The organism is Pseudomonas chlororaphis (assembly GCF_001921865.1).
GTDB classification, from domain to species: Bacteria; Pseudomonadota; Gammaproteobacteria; order Pseudomonadales; family Pseudomonadaceae; genus Aquipseudomonas; species Aquipseudomonas chlororaphis_D.
This window is the reverse complement of record NZ_MSCT01000008.1, coordinates 1-18,552: the sequence shown is the minus strand read 5'-3', so window position 1 is coordinate 18,552 and position 18,552 is coordinate 1. Positions and strand designations below refer to the sequence as shown.

Here is an 18,552-nt window from a genome sequence, read left to right as displayed (position 1 = left end):
CGCTCGTCCCTCGCTGGCCTGCTGTTTCTGCCGAAGACAAAACCGAATGCAATCAAGCTCATTCGGGCTTCGGACAGCCCTCCCGCGAAAATCGCGGCACGGGTTCGAAGACTGCAAGTGACAAAAAACTGTCGCATCGAACACCGTACCGCACCCACTCCAACGCTCCTTTCCCGCCCTGTGTCGTAATTTTTTTTGAACCTTCCAGAGCCTCTTAAAAGCTCCCTAGAGCCTATAAATACGGGGCTTGTGAACTGAACAATGTGCTGGATTTCACAGAGTGCATAAGTTTTTTTAGGAATAAGCCTTATGAGAAATCCTTCTTAGCTTCTGCTCAGGATGTTCTTAGCTCTGTTGTTACAAGCCTGAAACGGTTTGACCTCTAAATTTCGTCATTTTTTTGGCGACTGCAACGCACAACAATGGATCAGGGAGATGTACCTCATGCGCGTTTTCACCCCCCTCAGTAGCGCGATTTTACTAGCCATGGCCTGTACTGCTCAGGCCCAAGCCATGTCTCTGACGGAGGCCATTCAAAGCACACTGGACAACCATCCGGAATTGCGCGCGAGCCAGAACAACCGTCTGTCGGCTGATGAGGACGTCAAGGTCGCCAAGGGCGGTTTCTATCCATCGCTGGACCTCAATGCCGCCTATGGCCGCGGCTACAGCGATAACACCACCACGCGCGCGTTGGGCAACCATCACACCGAGACCCTGACCTACACCCAGTCGGAGCTGCGCCTGCGGCAAATGCTCTTCGACGGCTTCAACACTGCCAACGAAGTCGGGCGCACCCAGTCGGTCTCCAACTCACGGGCGTACTACACCCGCGGCACCGCCGAAAGCCTGGCCCTGCGCACCATCGAGGTGTACCTGGAAGTGCTCAAGCGCCGCGAACTGGTGACCCTGGCCAAGAACAACCTGCAGGCGCACCTGCGGGTCAACGACCAGATCGGCCTGCGCAGCGAGCGCGGCGTCGGCAGTACCGCCGACCTCGACCAGTCCAAGGCGCGGCGCGCGCTGGCGGAAAACAACTTCGACACCGCGACGGTCGACCTGGCCGACGCCGAAGCCAACTTCTTCAGCGCCGTGGGGCGTATGCCCGACGAACTGGAAACCTTGCCGTCGATCCGCGGTGAAGTGCCGGGGAGCCTGCCGGACGCCCGGCAAAGCATGCTGGAGAACAACCCCTACCTGAAGTCGGCCCAGGCCGACGTGCAGTCCGCCGAGAGTCAGTACGAGGTCGCCAAGTCGCCGTTCTACCCACGCTTCGACGCCGAGGCCGCGGTGGGCGCCAACGACAACGTGCAGGGCGACAAGGGCCACGACAACGAATGGCGGGTCGGCGTGGTGATGAACTACAACCTGTTCCGCGGCGGCAGCGACAAGGCCCGCCTGCAGTCGGACGCGCACAAGATCAACCAGGCCATGGACATCCGCAACAACGCGCTGCGCATGCTCAACGAGAACATCACCCTGGCCTGGAACGCCATGGTCAACGCCAAGAAGCAGACCCCCACCGCCCGCGAATATGCCGAGACCACGGCCCGCGTGCGCGCGGCCTACCAGGACCAGTTCGGCCTCGGCCAGCGCACCCTGCTCGACCTGCTGGACAGCGAAAACGAGCTGTACAACGCCAACCGCCGCTACACCGAAGTGCGCTACACCGAGGAGTTCTCGATGTATCGCGTGCTGGCGAACATGGGCGAGTTGCTGAACAAGGAAAAAGTCGTGGTCCCCGCGGAAGCGATCGCCCAGACCGAAGTGAAAAGCGAAGCCCGCTTGCCGGACATGCGTTAAGTCCGCGGAGGACTCAATGTGACCAGCATGGAACCCGGGAACTCAGGCGTCGATCCGCGCCTGAATTTTGATGACCCGTTGTTGGACGGATTGTTGATCCTCTGCAAATTGCACGGCTGCACCGTCAGCCGTGCCAGCCTCAGCGCGGGGCTGCCCCTGCCTCAGCAGCGCCTGAGCCTGGACCTGCTGCCCCGTGCCGCGGCGCGCGCCAACTTGCAGGCACGCCTGCTGCGGCGCGAGCTGTCGGCGATCTCCCCCCTCAACCTGCCGGTGCTGCTGATCCTCAAGCAGGGCCGTTGCGCCGTCCTGCGCCGCTGGGGCGACGACGGCCAGGCGCTGATCCTGCCCTGCGAAGCCGAGGGCGGCGAACAGTGGGTCAGCCAGGCCGAGCTGAACGCCGACTACACCGGCCAGGCCCTGTTCGCCCGGCCCCGACATGAACTGGAAGAGCTGCGCAACTCGCTGGTGCCCAGGGTCGAAGCCTGGTTCCGCGACACCCTGAAACTCTCGCGCTGGCTGTACAGCGACGCGATCCTCGCCAGCCTGCTGATCAACCTGCTGGGGCTGATGGTGCCGCTGTTCGTCATGCAGACCTACGACCGCGTGGTGCCCAACCAGGCCACCTCGACCCTCTGGGTCCTGGCCATCGGCCTGTTGATCGGCACCGGCTTCGAGCTGGTGCTGCGCGTGGTCCGCGCCCACCTGCTGGACAACGCCGGCAAGCGCACCGACGTGATCCTCTCCGCCACCCTGTTCGAGCGCATCACCGGCATGGCGATGAAAGCCCGGCCGGCGACCATCGGCGGTTTTGCCCAGAGCATCCATGACTTCCAGGGCCTGCGCGAATTCCTCACCGCCGTGACCCTGACCAGCCTGATCGACCTGCCCTTCGCCGTCCTGATGCTGCTGGTGATCGGCCTGCTCGGCGGCTGGCTGGTGGTGATCCCGCTGCTGGCGTTTCCCCTGACCATCGCCTTCGCCATGCTGATCCAGGCGCGCCTGCGCGACACCGTGCAAAAAAGCCTGAGCCTGGGCGCCGAACGCCAGGCCCTGTTGATCGAGACCCTCGGCGGCCTGGAAACCCTCAAGGCCTGCAGTGCCGAAAGCGAGCGCCAGCACAAGTGGGAAAGCACCCACGGCGCCCTCACCCGCCTCGACAGCCATGCGCGCAACCTGTCGGCCCTGGCCACCAACGGCACCCTGTTCATCCAGCAGTTCTGCGGCATGGCGACCATCGTCGCCGGGGTCTACAGCATCATCGCCGGCAACCTCAGCGTCGGCGCGCTGGTGGCCAGCTACATGCTCGGCAGCCGGGTCCTGGCGCCGCTGGGGCAGATCGCCGGGCTGATCACCCGTTACCAGCAGGCGCAGCTGACCATGCGCAGCACCGACGCGCTGATGGCCCTGCCCCAGGAACGCGATGCCCGCCAGCGCCCGCTGGAACGCACGCAACTGCAAGGCGCGCTGACCCTCAACCAGGTGACCTTCCGCTATCAGGGGCAGAACGCCCCGGCCCTGAGCAACCTCAGCTTCAGCCTGCAACCCGGCGAGCGCGTCGGCATCATCGGCCGCAGCGGCTCCGGCAAGAGCACCCTGGGGCGCCTGGTCATGGGCTTCTATGCCCCCGAGGAAGGCCAGTTGCTGCTGGACAACCTCGACCTGCGCCAGCTGGATGTGGCCGACCTGCGCCAGCAGATCGGCTACGTCGCCCACGACCTGCCGCTGCTGGCCGGCAGCCTGCGCGACAACCTGACCCTCGGCGCGCGCTACATCAGCGATGCGCGCATGCTCGAAGTGGCCGAGCTGACCGGTGTCACCGAACTGGCCCGCCAGCATCCCCAGGGCTTCGACCGGCCGGTGGGCGAACGCGGCCAACTGCTGTCCGGCGGCCAGCGCCAAGCGGTGCTGCTGGCCCGGGCCCTGCTGCTGGACCCGCCCATCCTGCTCCTCGACGAACCCACCAGCGCCATGGACAACAGCAGCGAAGACGCCCTGCGCCAGCGCCTGCACACCTGGGTACAAGGCAAGACCCTGCTGCTGGTGACCCACCGTACCTCGATGCTCAGCCTGGTGGACCGGCTGGTGGTCCTGGATAACGGCCGGATCGTCGCCGACGGCCCGAAAGAAGCGGTCATCGATGCACTGCGCAAGGGCCGTGTCGGCTCTGCGGCGGTCTAGGAGTCGCCCCATGCCTGCCTCATCGCAACCACGCGGCTACTTCGCCAGCCTGCGCAAAAGCGCGGAAAGCGAGTTCATGCCGGAAACCGCCGGCGCCTCGCTGCAGGACTCGCCGCGCGGCTCGCGCCTTACCGTCTGGCTGGCCGCCGCGCTGATCGTCTGCGCCCTGCTCTGGGCCAAGTTCGCCGTGCTCCAGGAAGTGACCGTCGGCGAAGGCAAGGCCATCCCGTCGAGCAAGGTGCAGGTGGTGCAGAACCTGGAAGGCGGCATTGTCACCGAGATCTTCGTGCGCGAAGGGCAAATGGTGAACAAGGGCGACACCCTGCTGCGCCTCGACGACACGCGCTTCCTGTCGAACAAGGGCGAAAGCGAAGCCGACCGTTACGCCCTGACGGCCCAGGTCGAGCGCCTGTCCGCCGAGGCCGAGGGCCGGCCGTTCAAGCCGTCCGACGAGGTGGTGGCCAAGGCGCCGCAAGTGGCCGAGGACGAGCGTTCGCTCTACGAGCAACGCCAACGCCGCCTGGCCAGCGAACAGCGGACCCTGACCGAGCAGTTGCGGCAAAAGACCCAGGAGCTGGCGGAGTTCCGCTCGAAACAAGGGCAGTTCAGCTCCAGCCTGGCCCTGCTCAACCAGGAAATGAACATGTCGGCGCCCCTGGTAGGCACCGGCGCGGTATCGCCGGTGGAGATCCTGCGCCTCAAACGCAGCGCGGTGGAAATCCGCGGCTCGCTCAATGCCACCACCCTGGCCATTCCCCGAGCGGAATCAGCGATCAACGAGATCAAGAGCAAGATCGACGAGTCCGAACAGAGCTTCCGCTCCGACGCCGCCAAGGAGCTCAACGAGAAACGCACCGACCTGTCGAAAATCACCGCGTCGAGCATCGCCATCGACGACCGGGTGTCCCGCACCACCGTGACGTCGCCGGTGCACGGGGTGATCAAGCAGCTCAAGGTCAACACCATCGGCGGGGTGGTCCAGCCGGGCAGCGACATGGTGGAAATCGTGCCGCTGGAGGACAACCTGCTGATCGAGGCCAGGGTGCGCCCGCAGGACGTGGCCTTCCTCCACCCCGGGCAGAAAGCCATGGTCAAGTTCAGCGCCTACGACTACACCATCTACGGCGGCCTGAGCGCCAAGCTGGAGCTGATCGGCGCCGACACCATCACCGATGACAAGGGCAACAGCTTCTACCTGATCCAGGTACGCACCGACAAAAACCACCTGGGCGGCGACCTCAAGCCGCTGCTGATCATCCCCGGCATGGTCGCCACGGTGGACATCATCACCGGCGAGAAAAGCGTGCTCGACTACCTGCTCAAACCGGTGCTCAAGGCGCGGACCGAATCGATGCGCGAGCGTTGATCACTCCTGTACACCTCTAACCCTGTAGCCGCTGCCGCAGGCTGCGATGGGTCGCGCAGCGGCCCCTGGACGCCACACCGTGGATTTCCCGACAGACCGAGGCGCCCGCTTCGCGGTCGTGCGCAGCCTGCGGCAGCGGCTACAGGGGCTCGTCTGGCGCCTGGAGATGATTGCGTCGATAGGTGTCCTCCCCCATCGCCGCGATCTGCCCTTCGATCAAGGCCTCGAAGGGTTTGAGCAAAGGCTCGAACGAGGTGGGCGCTTCCAGGGTCTGCAAGGCCTGGACAATGGCCTCGATCGTCGACAAGGCCCCCGGCCCCGGCGCCTTGCGCAGCCGGTAACGGGACACCCCGCCTGCGGCCAGGGCCACCCGCGGCAACGCGCCCAACAGCGGGTTGAGGTGCAGCAACTTGCGCGCCTTGCGCCAGGTGCCGTCGGGCACCACCAGCAGCCAGGGCTGGCTGTCGGACAGGCTGGAATACGCTTGCAGGGGCTGCGCGTCCTCGGCCGGGAACAACAGCCGCGCCTGATACCCCGGGCGGTTCAACAGCGTCGGCAAATCGGCGAACACCTCGCCGACGACCAACTCGGCATTGCTCAGCCCCAGCGCCGCCAGCCGCGCGGTGTTCAGCGCGTGGTTCACCTCGCTGGGATGCTGCAACAGCAGCACCCGGGTACGGCTGTCCAGCCGCGGGATCAGCGGGCACAGGCAATGGGCTTGCGGACGCAGGCAACGCTCGCACCGGGTTCTTGATAAAGGGCGGGACATGCTGGCCTCCTCAGACCTGGTTGAGCTGCGCCTTGAGCAGGTCGCGGAACGTCTGGATCAGCGGTTCGCGGCTGCGGCCACGGCGCACGATCATCGAGAACGGCGCCTGGTAGCCGAAGGTCGCCGGCAGCAGCACTCGCAGATCGCCCTTGTCGGCCCAGGCCTGGGCGTAATGCTCCGGCAGGTAGCCGATGTAGGCGCCGGACAGCACCAGGATCAACTGCGCCTCCATGCTCTCCACCGTCGCCGCGCTGTGCTTGAAACCGTGGCGGGCCAGCTCGGCCTGGCTCCAGTAGCCGCGGCCGACCATGCGCTGCTGGGTGATGACCTGCTCGGGGATGCGCCGTTCGTTGAACAGCGGATGCCGGCTGCTGCAATACAACCAGTGCTGCTCGCGGTACAGCGGCATGTACACCAGCCCGCTCATGCGCGTGGAAAAGGCGCCGATGGCCAGGTCCAGGCGGTTGTCCTGCACCCCGAGCTGCAGTTCGTAGGGGCTGAGCACCGACAAATGCAAATGCACCGCCGGGTGTTCCTGGCTGTAGGCACCGATGGCTTCGGCGAACGGCAGGGCCTTGTCGCTCACCGTCGAGTCGATCACCCCCAGATTGAGGGTGCCACGCAACTCGCCCTTGAGCGCCGCGGCGTACTGCTCGAACCCCTCCAGTTCGCCCAGCAGGCGCAGGGTTTCCTGGTGGAACAGTTCGCCCTTGCTGGTCAGGCTGAAACCGCCGCGGCCGCGATGGCACAGCACCAGGCCCAGGGCCGACTCGAGCTGGCTCATGTAGGTGCTGATGGCCGAGGTGGAGAGGTTCAGTTCGTGCTGGGCATTGGCGAACCCCTGATGCCGCACCACGCTGACGAAGATGCGCAATAGTTTCAGATCAGGTAAAGCGTTGGCCATGACAGACTCCGGCAAAATAGCCTCGGGGGTGAACCAGAGCCTCGATCCTTCGTAGCACTGAGCAAGCGGTTAAGCGCACTGAAAGCCGACGCCATGTTGGCTGTACGCCCTGGTTACGAACGCTTCGCGTTCGATCGCGAGCAAGCTCGCTCCTACATGAACGGGATGATTCCTGTAGGAGCGAGCTTGCTCGCGATGCGGACCGTCCAGACGACATCCAGCCGCAATCGTGCAAAGTCTATCCGTTACCCGGCAGTTAGTTTAGAAAAATCTGAACTAAGTATTTGCCCGTAGCGATTCTTCCCGACCACTACATTTCGCAGAATCGGCCCCACTCGGTTTCGCCGGCACCCTGTGCTGCGCCGCAAACCCCATAAATAAAACAACGATGAGGCCAATCCCGTGGACAAGATTCTCCACCAACCACTGGGCGGCAACGAAATGCCGCGCTTCGGCGGCATCGCCACCATGATGCGTCTTCCCCATGTGCCTACCCCGGCCGGCCTGGATGCCGCCTTTGTCGGCATCCCGCTGGACATCGGCACCTCGCTGCGCTCCGGTACCCGCTTCGGGCCGCGCGAGATCCGCGCCGAATCGGTGATGATCCGCCCTTACAACATGGCCACCGGCGCCGCGCCCTTCGACTCGCTGAACGTGGCCGACATCGGCGACGTGGCGATCAACACCTTCAACCTGCTGGACGCCGTGCGTATCATCGAAGAAGCCTACGACAGCATCCTCGAGCACAACGTGATCCCGCTGACCCTGGGCGGCGACCACACCGTCACCCTGCCGATCCTGCGGGCCATCCACAAGAAACACGGCAAGGTCGGCCTGGTGCACATCGACGCCCACGCCGATGTCAACGATCACATGTTCGGCGAGAAGATCGCCCACGGCACCACCTTCCGCCGCGCCGTGGAAGAAGGCCTGCTGGACTGCGACCGCGTGGTGCAGATCGGCCTGCGGGCCCAGGGCTACACCGCCGAAGACTTCAACTGGAGCCGCAAGCAGGGCTTCCGTGTGGTGCAGGCCGAAGAGTGCTGGCACAAGTCGCTGGAGCCGTTGATGGCCGAAGTCCGCGAAAAGGTCGGCAACGGCCCGGTGTACCTGAGCTTCGACATCGACGGCATCGACCCGGCCTGGGCGCCCGGCACCGGCACCCCGGAAATCGGCGGCCTGACCACCATCCAGGCGATCGAGATCGTCCGTGGCTGTCAGGGCCTCGACCTGGTCGGCTGCGATCTGGTAGAAGTCTCGCCACCGTACGACACCACGGGCAACACCTCGCTGCTGGGCGCCAACCTGCTGTACGAAATGCTCTGCGCGCTGCCAGGCGTGGCACGCCGCTGAGGCCCGGCCATGAACGAGCGCGAGCAGGTCCTCAACGCCGCCGCCGAGCTGGTGGCGGCCTTCGCCCGGAACGATCGCGAAGCCTACTTCGGCGCCTTCAGCGCCGACGCCAGCTTCGTCTTCTACACCCTCGCCCAGCCCCTGCTGTCGCGCGACGCCTACCAGGCGCTGTGGGACAGCTGGCGGGCCGAGGATGGCTTCGAGGTGCTGTCCTGCGCCTCGAGCAATGCGTTTGTCAGCCTGCAAGGTGACACCGCGGTTTTTATTCATGACGTCGCCACCGAGCTGCGCATGCAAGGGGAGCAACACTTCAGCCAGGAGCGCGAGACCATTGTTTTTCGCAAACAAGGGTCCGGCACACAACAACAAGGCCTATGGCTGGCCTGCCACGAACATTTGTCCGCAATGCCGGAAGGGCTGCCACCCCCTTAGCCAAACAAGGTGACGCTCGCGAACGACGAGCGCGCCTGAATGATCGGAGCAGATCATGAATAACAACAACAAAGAAAAAAGCCTTAGCAGCATCGAAACCAACGGGGTCGAACAGATCCCGGACCATGAACGCGACGCCCGGCCCAGCGACCTGTTTCGCCTGATCTTCGGCGGCGCCAATACCTTTGCCACCGCCGTGCTCGGCAGTTTCCCGGTGCTGTTCGGCCTGTCCTTCCAGGCGGGCGTCTGGGCGATCGTGCTGGGCGTGATCCTGGGGGCATTGATCCTCGCGCCGATGGGCCTGTTCGGCCCGATCAACGGCACCAACAACGCGGTCTCCTCCGGCGCGCACTTCGGCGTGCACGGGCGGATCGTCGGTTCGTTCCTGTCGTTGCTCACCGCCATCGCCTTCTTCTCGCTCTCCGTCTGGAGCTCGGGCGACGCCCTGGTCGGCGGCGCCAAGCGCCTGGTCGACCTGCCGGAAACCGACCTGACCCTGGGCCTGGCCTACGGCCTGTTCGCGATCCTGGTACTGACCGTGTGCATCTACGGCTTTCGCTTCATGCTGTGGGTCAACCGCATCGCAGTCTGGGCGGCGAGCCTGCTGTTCCTGCTGGGGATCTTCGCTTTCGCGCCGGCCTTCGACAGCCACTTCGCCGGCACCGTGGCCCTGGGCCAGGCCGGTTTCTGGGCGGCCTTCATCGGCGCCGCGCTGGTGGCCATGAGCAACCCGATTTCCTTCGGCGCGTTCCTCGGCGACTGGTCGCGCTACATCCCCCGCGAGACGCCGAAGGGCCGGATCATGCTGGCGGTGATCGCCGCGCAGCTCGCAACCCTGATTCCGTTCCTGTTCGGCCTGGCCACCGCCACCATCGTGGCGATCAAGGCGCCCGACTACATCGCCGCCAACAACTACGTCGGCGGCCTGCTGGCCGTCTCGCCGAGCTGGTTCTTCCTGCCGGTGTGCCTGATCGCGGTGATCGGCGGCATGTCCACCGGCACCACTTCGCTGTATGGCACCGGGCTGGACATGTCCAGCGTGTTCCCACGGGTGCTGTCGCGGGTCAAGGCGACCCTGCTGATCGGCGTGCTGTCGATCGCCTTCATCTTTATCGGGCGCTTCGCCGCCAACCTGGTGCAGAGCGTGTCGACCTTCGCCGTGCTGATCATCACCTGCACCACCCCGTGGATGGTGATCATGCTGATCGGCCTGTTGGTGCGCCGCGGCTTCTACTGCCCCGACGACCTGCAAGTCTTCACCCGCGGCGAACAAGGCGGCCGCTACTGGTTCCAGCACGGCTGGAACTGGCGCGGCCTCGGCGCCTGGATTCCCAGCGCGTTGGTCGGCCTGTGTTTCGTCAACCTGCCGGGGCAATTCGTCGGCCCGCTGGGCAACCTGGCCGACGGCATCGACATCAGCCTGCCGGTAACCCTGGGCCTGGCCTCGCTGGTGTACCTGGCGCTGCTCAACCTGTTCCCGGAACCGGCCGCGGTCTACGGCCCCAACGATCCACGCAGCAAGAGCACGGATTCGCTCGCCAAACCGGTCATGCGCCAACCCGCCTGACTCACGCATGACCTGCAGGAGCGAGCTTGCTCGCGCTGGCGCCCGCGGCCTTTCCATGCCCGCGTCGCGCCGGTCGCGAGCACGTCCGGCCCCGCAGCAAGCCTCTATAAGAAAGACAATCGGAGACACGCCATCATGGCTCTAGATCTATTCGTCGTACTCATCTATGCCGCCGCCATGCTGGTGCTCGGCTATTACGGCATGCGCAAGGCCAAGACCCACGAGGACTACCTGGTGGCCGGCCGCAACCTGGGCCCGACCCTGTACATGGGCACCATGGCCGCCACCGTGCTGGGCGGCGCGTCCACCGTCGGCACCGTGCGCCTGGGCTATGTCCACGGCATCTCCGGCTTCTGGCTGTGCGCCGCGCTGGGCCTGGGCATCATCGCCCTCAACCTGCTGCTGGCCAAGCCGCTGCTCAAGCTGCGGATCTTCACCGTCACCCAGGTCCTGGAAAAACGCTACAACCCGATGGCCCGCCAGGCCAGCGCGGTGATCATGCTGGCCTACGCGCTGATGATCGGCGTGACCTCGATCCTCGCCATCGGCACCGTCCTGCAAGTGCTGTTCGGCCTGCCGTTCTGGATCTCGGTGCTGCTGGGCGGCGGCGTGGTGGTGATCTACTCGGCGATCGGCGGTATGTGGTCGCTGACCCTGACCGACATCGTCCAGTTCGTGATCAAGACCGTCGGCCTGATGTTCATCCTGCTGCCGATCTGCCTGTACCGCGTCGGCGGCTGGGACGAGCTGGTGGCCAAGCTGCCGGCGGCGAGCTTCAGCTTCACCACCATCGGCTGGGACACCATCGTCACCTACTTCATGATTTACTTCTTCGGCATCCTGATCGGCCAGGACATCTGGCAACGGGTGTTCACCGCCAAGACCGAGAAAGTCGCGCAATACGCCGGCACCCTCGCCGGCTTCTATTGCATCCTCTACGGCCTGGCCTGCGCCCTGATCGGCATGGCCGCCCATGTCCTGCTGCCGGACCTGGACAACGTCAACAACGCCTTCGCCGCCATCGTCAAAGCCTCGCTGCCGGACGGCATCCGCGGCCTGGTGATCGCCGCGGCCCTGGCCGCCATGATGTCCACCGCCAGCGCCGGCCTGCTGGCCGCCTCCACCACCCTGACCGAAGACCTGCTGCCCAAGCTGCGCGGCGGCAAGCAGTCGAGCCTGGCCATCAACCGCCTGTTCACCCTGCTGACCGGCATCGGGGTGCTGGGCATCGCCCTGGTGGTGAATGACGTAATCAGTGCCCTGACCCTGGCCTACAACCTGCTGGTGGGCGGTATGCTGATCCCGCTGATCGGCGCGATCTTCTGGAAACGCGCGACCACCGCCGGCGCCATCGCCAGCATGGGCCTGGGTTTCATCACCGCACTGGTCTTCATGTTCAAGGACGGCCTGGATGCCAACACCCCGATCTACTACAGCCTGGCCATCGGCCTGATCAGCTTCGTGGTGGTCAGCCTGCTGTCCCGTCGCCCGGCGACACTGGCCAGCGCGATCTGACCCCAGGTCAGACGCCGTACTTTTTTCTTCGGCGGGTGCAGCGTCGGTGGCTGCACCCGTTTTTTTTCGCCTGGAGGAAAGTCGCTGACAGCGTTGGACCGCCATTGTCTCAATAACCGCAGCCCAAGACCGCTATCGGCTTTTTCCGGACATTTCCATCACCGAGCACTCCAGGTCGCCCTTCGCGGCCAATACCTCCAGTTCTCTGATCCTCAACTTGATATTCGCCCGGACCGCCGATTTTACTTCGCAGTCGATCACCAGCCCGTCCATGCTTTTCAACACGTCGAACTGCTCCTTGAGTTCTCTCCACAGACGGGTTTCATACTGTTCCTTGTAACGGCTCACAGCACGCCCTCCTGTTTGGCGTTCATTCTGGTTTTTCTCGGATGCCCGGGCGCTTGGTGGTTGTCCAGCCAGGCAAGAAGGCTCTGACAGTCCATGGGCCGAGCGCACAAATACCCTTGGCCAAGCCTCACCCCCATTGCCACCAGGCTTTGCCTCTGCTCCTCGGTCTCGATCCCTTCGACAATCACAGGAATACTCAAGGCCTCCCCCAAGGCAACGGTTCCCCTGATGATCGCGCGGCTCTTGGAGCCGTTGTTCATCTCGCGAACGAACTCCGAATCGAGCTTTATCTCGGTAAATGGCAGTTCGCACAGTCGATGCAATGATGAAAACCCCGAGCCGAAATCATCAATCGATATGCCACACCCCATGGCGCTCAGTTGCTTCAAGCGCTCCACACAAGAAACGTGGTCTTCTAGAATGCCGTTCTCCGTCAGTTCGAAAATCACTTTCTCACCAGGCAATTCGTACGCAGCAAGCGCTTGGGTCACCCGCTCTATAAAACCACTGCTGGTCAACTGCGCCGCCTCCAGGTTGAACGAAATACTGATCGGATAGCCACGATTCAGCGCCTGTTGCTGCATGCTCAAGCCTTGCTGAAGTTGTAAGAAAAGTAGCGTATTCAATAAACCACAGCGCCTGACCGTCGGTAAGAAAAAATGCGGTGAAAGCACCCCACGCTCGGGGTGCTTCCACCGGGCAAGTACCTCAACGCCCAAAACCTGCCCTGTTGCCAGATTAAACTTCGGTTGAAAGTAGGAAATGATCTGTTTTGAGGCGATGGCGTTACGCACATCGTCCTCACTGGCAAATACCCCATCCGTAGGTACCGCCGGAGAGTCCGAATGAAGATGCTCCCAATAACTGATTACCGTTTCAGCGAGCAAATCATAGTTAAAGGGCTTATTGATCTCACCGAGATAAGCCACCCCGAGGATGTTGCTCAACTGTGTCAGGATGGCTTTGACTTCATCAGACAATGAACAGGTAATGATTATTGAGCGAAGCAATCCAGATGCGCCTGCCACCTGCAAAAACCTCAGGCTGTCCTTTCCCTCGTCGCGCATATCGCATAAGGCAATGTCTATGGCTCCCACCTGTTCGACAACAGCCAGCGCCTGCCCACAGTTCGCCGCGACAAACACCTCGCGACACCCCATACGCGTCAATATGTCGGTTGCTTCAATACGTCGCTGCGGATCAGCATCAAGCACAAGTATTCGCAAGGAAAGGGCTGGCATATCGAGACCTCACTTTTATATCGACCAGGTTTATGGCGATAACAACTTTTCTGTATCGGGAAAGTACGCAACGTCAACGGGATAGGCATTGCCGATCAGCACACCTTCCCCATACATCACAACACCTCTCTGGCGTAACACCAGGCCATCGCGGCTGTAGTCAAACACCCCTCCGGTCGAGGTGGAAAAGGTGAAGTGATCGTCATTCAACTGGATCAACTTAAATTGGGTGGTCGGGAGCGGTCGGTACTGCTCCAAGCGAGCCAGGTACTTCCTTGAGAGTTTTGAAAAAAGCTCTTTGGTAATGTCCCGATAGTTACGAAGCGACAATCCAGGCCGCCTTTGCAACTCGCTGCCAATCAATGCAAATATCTCGGAGTTCGCCCCGGCCACTGCATATTTAGCCGGCAGTACCTGGGCCAGCATGTCGTTGTTGACCTGCAGCGCCTGTTGCTTCATCGGGTCCGCGCGATCTCCAGCAGCCGGGACAGGCGTCGTGAACTCAGTGACGTCGACGGGCATAATCACCGAGGTCGCCAGAAACGCTGCGCAGACTGTTGCTTGCGCCTGGAGATCACCACCCAGCAGAACAGCAAGCTGCTCGGGCGTCATCGTTTCTTTGGCCGCGCGCTCCGCCCCCTCCTTGCTCAAGGCGTCCTTTATTTTATCGGTGCTGGTTTCTCCCCTTGCCAGTGCACAAGCCTTCCCGGCAAAGATGTAATTTCTCTGTCCATTAAACAGTGGAGCAAGCTCCAACACGGCATCCTGGATAATTGCCTGTGCAGGAACCCTTATCCATCCCCGCGGCAGGGATGAAACTTTCTCCGACTCACTCTTGCCAAAACCACAGCCTGAAACCAAAAGAAAGCACAAAACCAAAAGTTGAATAAACACCTTAGCTTTCATAAACCACCTATATCCAATGTATGCAAAAAACGCTTTGCTTCGGCAGTAACCAATTTCTCTAAATGCTGCCACTCTCGCAAAGTTCCCAGCGGGACTTATCGTCCCGCTGAGCATTCGACATGAAGCTTCAACTCATCGACCAACTACCATTGGTAACCGACGCCAAGGGCAACTCCGACCTGACCTTGCGTATCGCTGCTTCCCTGCAACTTGCTGACCCAGCGGCCGTTATCCGATATATGGGATACACCGAAAGCCACCGCAGATTGCCCGCGATAGTTACTGACACCGACCGTGGTCATGCTGGCGCCTGCTGTATATGGCTGAGGCAGACTGGCCATGGCCATCGCTCCGGCAATACCGGCGCTGAGCGTGTCATCTTGCTTTTTCAGATCGTGGCGCAACTCGGAATAACGCTGATCTGTATAGGCATTGGCATTGTTGGTGATATTGGTAACGCTTTTAGTCAACTGATCAAAGTTAACGGCGTCAGTCGACTTTGTACCGGCGGCCACATTGGTAATCTGGCGTTCATTGCCCGCACTACCGACCGACAGGCTGTTTTCTCTGTTAGCAACCGAATCATTACCCAATGCCACCGAGTTTTTCGCGCTCGCCTGCGAACCAGTGCCTATAGCCACCGTGTTGCTGGCGGTGGCTTGAGCATGACTCCCCACTGCCGTGCTGTTGCTGCCGGAAGCGGTTGCTCCCGCTCCACCGGCGGTGGAGTTGCTGCCAGACGCCACCGGCTTGGTCGCCGTGCTGCCACTATTGACCTGGAACATGCCATCCGCACCATTTTTGATGTTGGTGACATCCCCTTCTACTTTAGTGACGCGACCATCGACATTGGCCACGGCCGAATTGATATTGCTGACCGATTGATCTGTATATTTTTTCGACTCGACAACCGCCCCATCCAGTTGCCGCAGGTTCACCGCATCGGTGGCTTTCTTGGCATCGGCTACATTGCTAAGGGTTCTGGTTTCACCGGTCGCCGCATTGCCTATCGAAACAGTGCCGCTCGTGGAGTTATTAACGCCCGAGTATTTGCCAACGTAGGTTTCCGCTCCCCTTCCGTCATCGCTGGCGCCTTTACCCAACGCGGCACTGCCACTTGCGGTCGACTTCGCTCCTTGCCCAATGGCCACCGAACCCTCGGCCGCTGCGCTACTGTCGGCGCCCATGGCAATGGCACCCGCTCCCGAGGTTTTAGCGTTGCCGCCGACAGCGATCGAATCCGTGCCGTCGGCACTGGAATCAGCCTTGGTAGATTCGGTATGGAAGTACTTTATTCCTCCACCATTGGTGATGTTATTGACCGTATTCGCCACCGTGGTGACTCGCCCATCGAGCGTCGTAATATCACTGGTGTTTTGATCGACCTGGTTGCCCAACGCCGTCAATTGCGCAACGTTGACTGCATCGGTATCGGCACTGCCCGCTGCCACTCCGGTAATTTTCCGGCTGCCTGAGGCGGTGCCCACGCCGATCTCCCCTACTGACGTTTGAGCTCCCGCCAACCGGTACGCGGTGTAGGAGCTTTGCGCGCCTACGGTGGTGATCGAGTGGGCGCCCAAGGCAACGGAGTTCGCCTTATTGGCAACGGCGCCATTGCCGATGGCCACGGAGTCGGTCGCCGTCGAGCTGGCCTCAGGCCCTACAGCAATACTGTCGGTACCGCTTGCAATGCTATCCGCCAACGTCGACTCGGCATGGAAGTACTTGTTGTTGACACCATTGTTGATGAGGTTGTTAACAGCCTCGTTGGTGGCAAAGAGTTGAGAGCCATTGACCGCATCGGTCGACGAAGCGCTCAAGATACCAGGGGCCAAATTAGTGATTGTTACCCCGCCAGCAGGTCCACCACCCCCTCCAATAGCACCCAAAGTAATGGTGTTGCTGCCAGCCGCGTCATACTTCACGGCGATGTTGGCAGTGTTTACCACGTCTGTATTCAACGCACTCAAAGCACCGGCGACACTGGTCTGCGCCGTCGTCGGGCCAACAGCGCCACTCGTACTGATCCCATTAATGGGCTGGCTGAAACCCGTCAGCCCGGTAGCCGGCGAGTAACTCGCACCGCCGCCCATCGTGCTCGCCGTGGTAGTACCCAGGGTCGTGGTCTGAGTACCGAGCGTCGTCAACGCGGTATTGGTACCAAAAAGCTGGCTGCCATTTATGGCATCGGTACTGCTGGCGCTGACTTGGCCTGCGGCCACGTTAGTGATCTGCCGTTCTTTACCAACAGCCCCCACGCTCATCACACCCACCGGTGCCGTTCCGGCATAGGTGTAGGTGGTGCCGTTAATCGCACCACTCGGTGTCGCTGTCGCAGCAGCAGTGGTTGCGCCATTACCCAGGGCAACCGAGTCGGCGACGCTGGCGACCGCACCATTACCAATGGCCACAGAGTTGGTTGCCGTCGAGCTGGCCTCAGGCCCTACAGCAACGCTGTCGGTACCGCTGGCAGTGCTATCCGCCAAGGTTGAGTTGGAATGGAAGTACTTGATACCGGCGCCGTTGTTGACGATGTTGTTGACGCTGGTGCCGATACCGTCGACCGCGGTGTTGGTGGCAAACAATTGGCTACCGTTCACCGCATCAGTGCTACTAGCGCTGACTTGGCCCGCCGCCACGTTAGTGATCTGCCGTTCTTTACCAGCAGTTCCCACGCTCATCACACCCACTGGTGCCGTTCCGGCATAGGTGTAGGTGGTGCCGTTGACGACACCACTTGGGGTAGCCGTAGCTGCTGCAGTGGTTGCGCCGTTACCCAGCGCAATCGAGTCCGCCACGCTGGCGACCGCACCATTACCAATGGCCACAGAGTTGGTTGCCGTCGAGCTGGCCTCAGGCCCTACAGCAACGCTGTCGGTACCGCTGGCAGTGCTATCCGCCAAGGTTGAGTTGGAATGGAAGTACTTGATGCCTGCCCCGTTGTTGACGATGTTGTTGACGCTGGTGCCGATACCGTCGACCGCGGTGTTGGTGGCAAACAATTGGCTACCGTTCACCGCATCAGTGCTACTAGCGCTGACTTGGCCCGCCGCCACGTTAGTGATCTGCCGTTCTTTACCAGCAGTTCCCACGCTCATCACACCCACTGGTGCCGTTCCGGCATAGGTGTAGGTGGTGCCGTTGACGACACCACTTGGGGTAGCCGTAGCTGCTGCAGTGGTTGCGCCGTTACCCAGCGCAATCGAGTCCGCCACGCTGGCGACCGCACCATTACCAATGGCCACAGAGTTGGTTGCCGTCGAGCTGGCCTCAGGCCCTACAGCAACGCTGTCGGTACCGCTGGCAGTGCTATCCGCCAAGGTTGAGTTGGAATGGAAGTACTTGATGCCTGCCCCGTTGTTGACGATGTTGTTGACGCTGGTGCCGATACCGTCGACCGCGGTGTTGGTCGCAAACAACTGGCTGCCATTTATTGCGTCAGTGCTACTAGCGCTGACTTGGCCTGCCGCCACGTTAGTGATCTGACGCTCTTTACCGGCAGTGCCCACGCTCATTACACCCACCGGTGCCGTTCCGGCATAGGTGTAGGTGGTGCCGTTAATCGCACCACTTGGTGTTGCAGTCGCGGCTGCGGTGGTTGCGCCGTTACCCAGGGCAATCGAGTCCGCCACACTGGCGACCGGCACCATTGCCGATGGCCACAGAGTTGGTTGCCGTCGAGCTGGCTTCAGGTCCCACAGCAACGCTGTCGGTACCGCTAGCAACGCTATCCGCCAGGGTCGAGTCGGCATGGAAGTACTTAATACCGGCACCGTTATTCACGATGTTGTTAACAGTCTCATTGGTTGTAAACAGCTGAGAACCATTCACCGCATCGGTCGACGAAGCACTCAAGGTACCTGGGGCCAAATTAGTGATTGTTACCCCACCTGCAGGTCCGCCCACCCCACCAATAGCACCCAAAGTAATGGTGTTGCTGCCAGCCGCGTCATACTTCACAGCGATGTTGGCGGTGTTCACCACGTCCGTATTCAACGCACTCAGTGCACCGGCGACGCTGGTTTGTGCAGTGGTGGCTCCCACGGCGCCCGTAGCGCTGACACTGTTGATCGGCTGGCTAAAACCTGTCAGCCCGGTAGTCGGCGAATAGGTCGCACCGCCGCCCATCGTGCTCGCCGTGGTAGTACCCAGGGTGTTGGTCTGGGTACC

At 61.9% G+C, this 18,552-nt stretch carries 13 protein-coding genes and 1 pseudogene; 7 read left to right on the top strand and 7 right to left on the bottom strand.

Annotated features, from left to right (window positions below; translation table 11 throughout):
- Positions 1-444 precede the first annotated feature (444 nt).
- Genes BTN82_RS07330 through BTN82_RS07320 form a run of 3 tightly spaced genes read left to right on the top strand, consistent with a single transcriptional unit; the run spans position 445 to position 5,347 of the window.
- The gene (locus BTN82_RS07330; RefSeq protein ID WP_075118959.1) at positions 445-1,803 is read left to right on the top strand and encodes a TolC family outer membrane protein; all 1,359 of its coding nucleotides are present in this window, start codon (positions 445-447) and stop codon (positions 1,801-1,803) included.
- An 18-nt stretch (positions 1,804-1,821) separates the two neighbouring features.
- On the top strand, positions 1,822-3,981 hold the full coding sequence (locus tag BTN82_RS07325) for a type I secretion system permease/ATPase (protein WP_075118493.1): 2,160 nt from the start codon (positions 1,822-1,824) through the stop codon (positions 3,979-3,981).
- A gap of 10 nt (positions 3,982-3,991) precedes the next feature.
- Complete coding sequence (locus tag BTN82_RS07320) at positions 3,992-5,347, top strand: HlyD family type I secretion periplasmic adaptor subunit (protein WP_075118492.1); 1,356 nt, start codon at positions 3,992-3,994, stop codon at positions 5,345-5,347.
- Positions 5,348-5,486: 139 nt separating this feature from the next.
- Here the strand turns inward: BTN82_RS07320 and BTN82_RS07315 are convergent, their stop codons facing one another.
- Positions 5,487-6,116: a tRNA-uridine aminocarboxypropyltransferase gene (locus tag BTN82_RS07315; RefSeq protein ID WP_075118491.1), complete on the bottom strand. Its 630-nt coding sequence runs from the start codon at positions 6,114-6,116 to the stop codon at positions 5,487-5,489.
- A 10-nt stretch (positions 6,117-6,126) separates the two neighbouring features.
- Positions 6,127-7,020, bottom strand: coding sequence for a LysR family transcriptional regulator (locus BTN82_RS07310; RefSeq protein ID WP_009047635.1), 894 nt, complete (start codon positions 7,018-7,020; stop codon positions 6,127-6,129).
- Between the two features lie 402 nt (positions 7,021-7,422).
- Here BTN82_RS07310 and speB point away from each other — a divergent pair, with 402 nt between their 5' ends.
- The 4 genes from speB (at position 7,423) to BTN82_RS07290 (ending at position 11,887) form a co-directional block, all read left to right on the top strand.
- Positions 7,423-8,373, top strand: a complete 951-nt coding sequence (speB, locus tag BTN82_RS07305; protein WP_075118490.1) for an agmatinase — start codon at positions 7,423-7,425, stop codon at positions 8,371-8,373.
- Between the two features lie 9 nt (positions 8,374-8,382).
- Positions 8,383-8,805 carry a YybH family protein gene (locus tag BTN82_RS07300; protein ID WP_075118489.1) on the top strand — a complete coding sequence of 141 codons (423 nt, stop codon included), beginning with the start codon at positions 8,383-8,385 and terminating at the stop codon, positions 8,803-8,805.
- 55 nt (positions 8,806-8,860) lie between these two features.
- On the top strand, positions 8,861-10,372 hold the full coding sequence (locus tag BTN82_RS07295) for a purine-cytosine permease family protein (RefSeq protein WP_075118488.1): 1,512 nt from the start codon (positions 8,861-8,863) through the stop codon (positions 10,370-10,372).
- A 135-nt stretch (positions 10,373-10,507) separates the two neighbouring features.
- Entirely contained in the window at positions 10,508-11,887 is a 1,380-nt protein-coding gene (locus BTN82_RS07290) for a sodium:solute symporter (RefSeq protein WP_075118487.1), read from the top strand.
- 132 nt (positions 11,888-12,019) lie between these two features.
- Here BTN82_RS07290 and BTN82_RS07285 read toward each other — a convergent pair whose 3' ends face one another.
- The 5 genes and pseudogenes from BTN82_RS07285 to BTN82_RS07265 form a co-directional block, all read right to left on the bottom strand.
- Entirely contained in the window at positions 12,020-12,235 is a 216-nt protein-coding gene (locus BTN82_RS07285) for a hypothetical protein (protein ID WP_075118486.1), read from the bottom strand.
- The gene (locus tag BTN82_RS07280; RefSeq protein WP_075118485.1) at positions 12,232-13,476 is read right to left on the bottom strand and encodes an EAL domain-containing protein; all 1,245 of its coding nucleotides are present in this window, start codon (positions 13,474-13,476) and stop codon (positions 12,232-12,234) included. The genes BTN82_RS07285 and BTN82_RS07280 overlap by 4 nt, the downstream gene beginning before the upstream one ends.
- Positions 13,477-13,506: 30 nt before the next feature.
- Positions 13,507-14,382 (bottom strand): hypothetical protein, encoded by an 876-nt coding sequence (locus tag BTN82_RS07275; protein ID WP_148169479.1) that lies wholly within the window; start codon positions 14,380-14,382, stop codon positions 13,507-13,509.
- Between the two features lie 143 nt (positions 14,383-14,525).
- Positions 14,526-18,014 carry a YadA family autotransporter adhesin gene (locus BTN82_RS31690; RefSeq protein ID WP_186828364.1) on the bottom strand — a complete coding sequence of 1,163 codons (3,489 nt, stop codon included), beginning with the start codon at positions 18,012-18,014 and terminating at the stop codon, positions 14,526-14,528.
- Positions 17,989-18,552 (bottom strand): annotated as a pseudogene (locus BTN82_RS07265) (hypothetical protein); the annotation flags it as partial. The gene BTN82_RS31690 and the pseudogene BTN82_RS07265, both read right to left, overlap by 26 nt.

Bases quoted from the DNA above. Each gene is read 5' to 3' on its own strand.
- BTN82_RS07330 (WP_075118959.1), top strand. From the start codon at position 445: ATGCGCGTTTTCACCCCCCTCAGTAGCGCGATTTTACTAGCCATGGCC.
- BTN82_RS07320 (WP_075118492.1), top strand. From the start codon at position 3,992: ATGCCTGCCTCATCGCAACCACGCGGCTACTTCGCCAGCCTGCGCAAA.
- BTN82_RS07315 (WP_075118491.1), bottom strand. From the start codon at position 6,116: ATGTCCCGCCCTTTATCAAGAACCCGGTGCGAGCGTTGCCTGCGTCCG.
- BTN82_RS07310 (WP_009047635.1), bottom strand. From the start codon at position 7,020: ATGGCCAACGCTTTACCTGATCTGAAACTATTGCGCATCTTCGTCAGC.
- BTN82_RS07300 (WP_075118489.1), top strand. From the start codon at position 8,383: ATGAACGAGCGCGAGCAGGTCCTCAACGCCGCCGCCGAGCTGGTGGCG.
- BTN82_RS07295 (WP_075118488.1), top strand. From the start codon at position 8,861: ATGAATAACAACAACAAAGAAAAAAGCCTTAGCAGCATCGAAACCAAC.
- BTN82_RS07290 (WP_075118487.1), top strand. From the start codon at position 10,508: ATGGCTCTAGATCTATTCGTCGTACTCATCTATGCCGCCGCCATGCTG.
- BTN82_RS07280 (WP_075118485.1), bottom strand. From the start codon at position 13,476: ATGCCAGCCCTTTCCTTGCGAATACTTGTGCTTGATGCTGATCCGCAG.
- BTN82_RS07275 (WP_148169479.1), bottom strand. From the start codon at position 14,382: ATGAAAGCTAAGGTGTTTATTCAACTTTTGGTTTTGTGCTTTCTTTTG.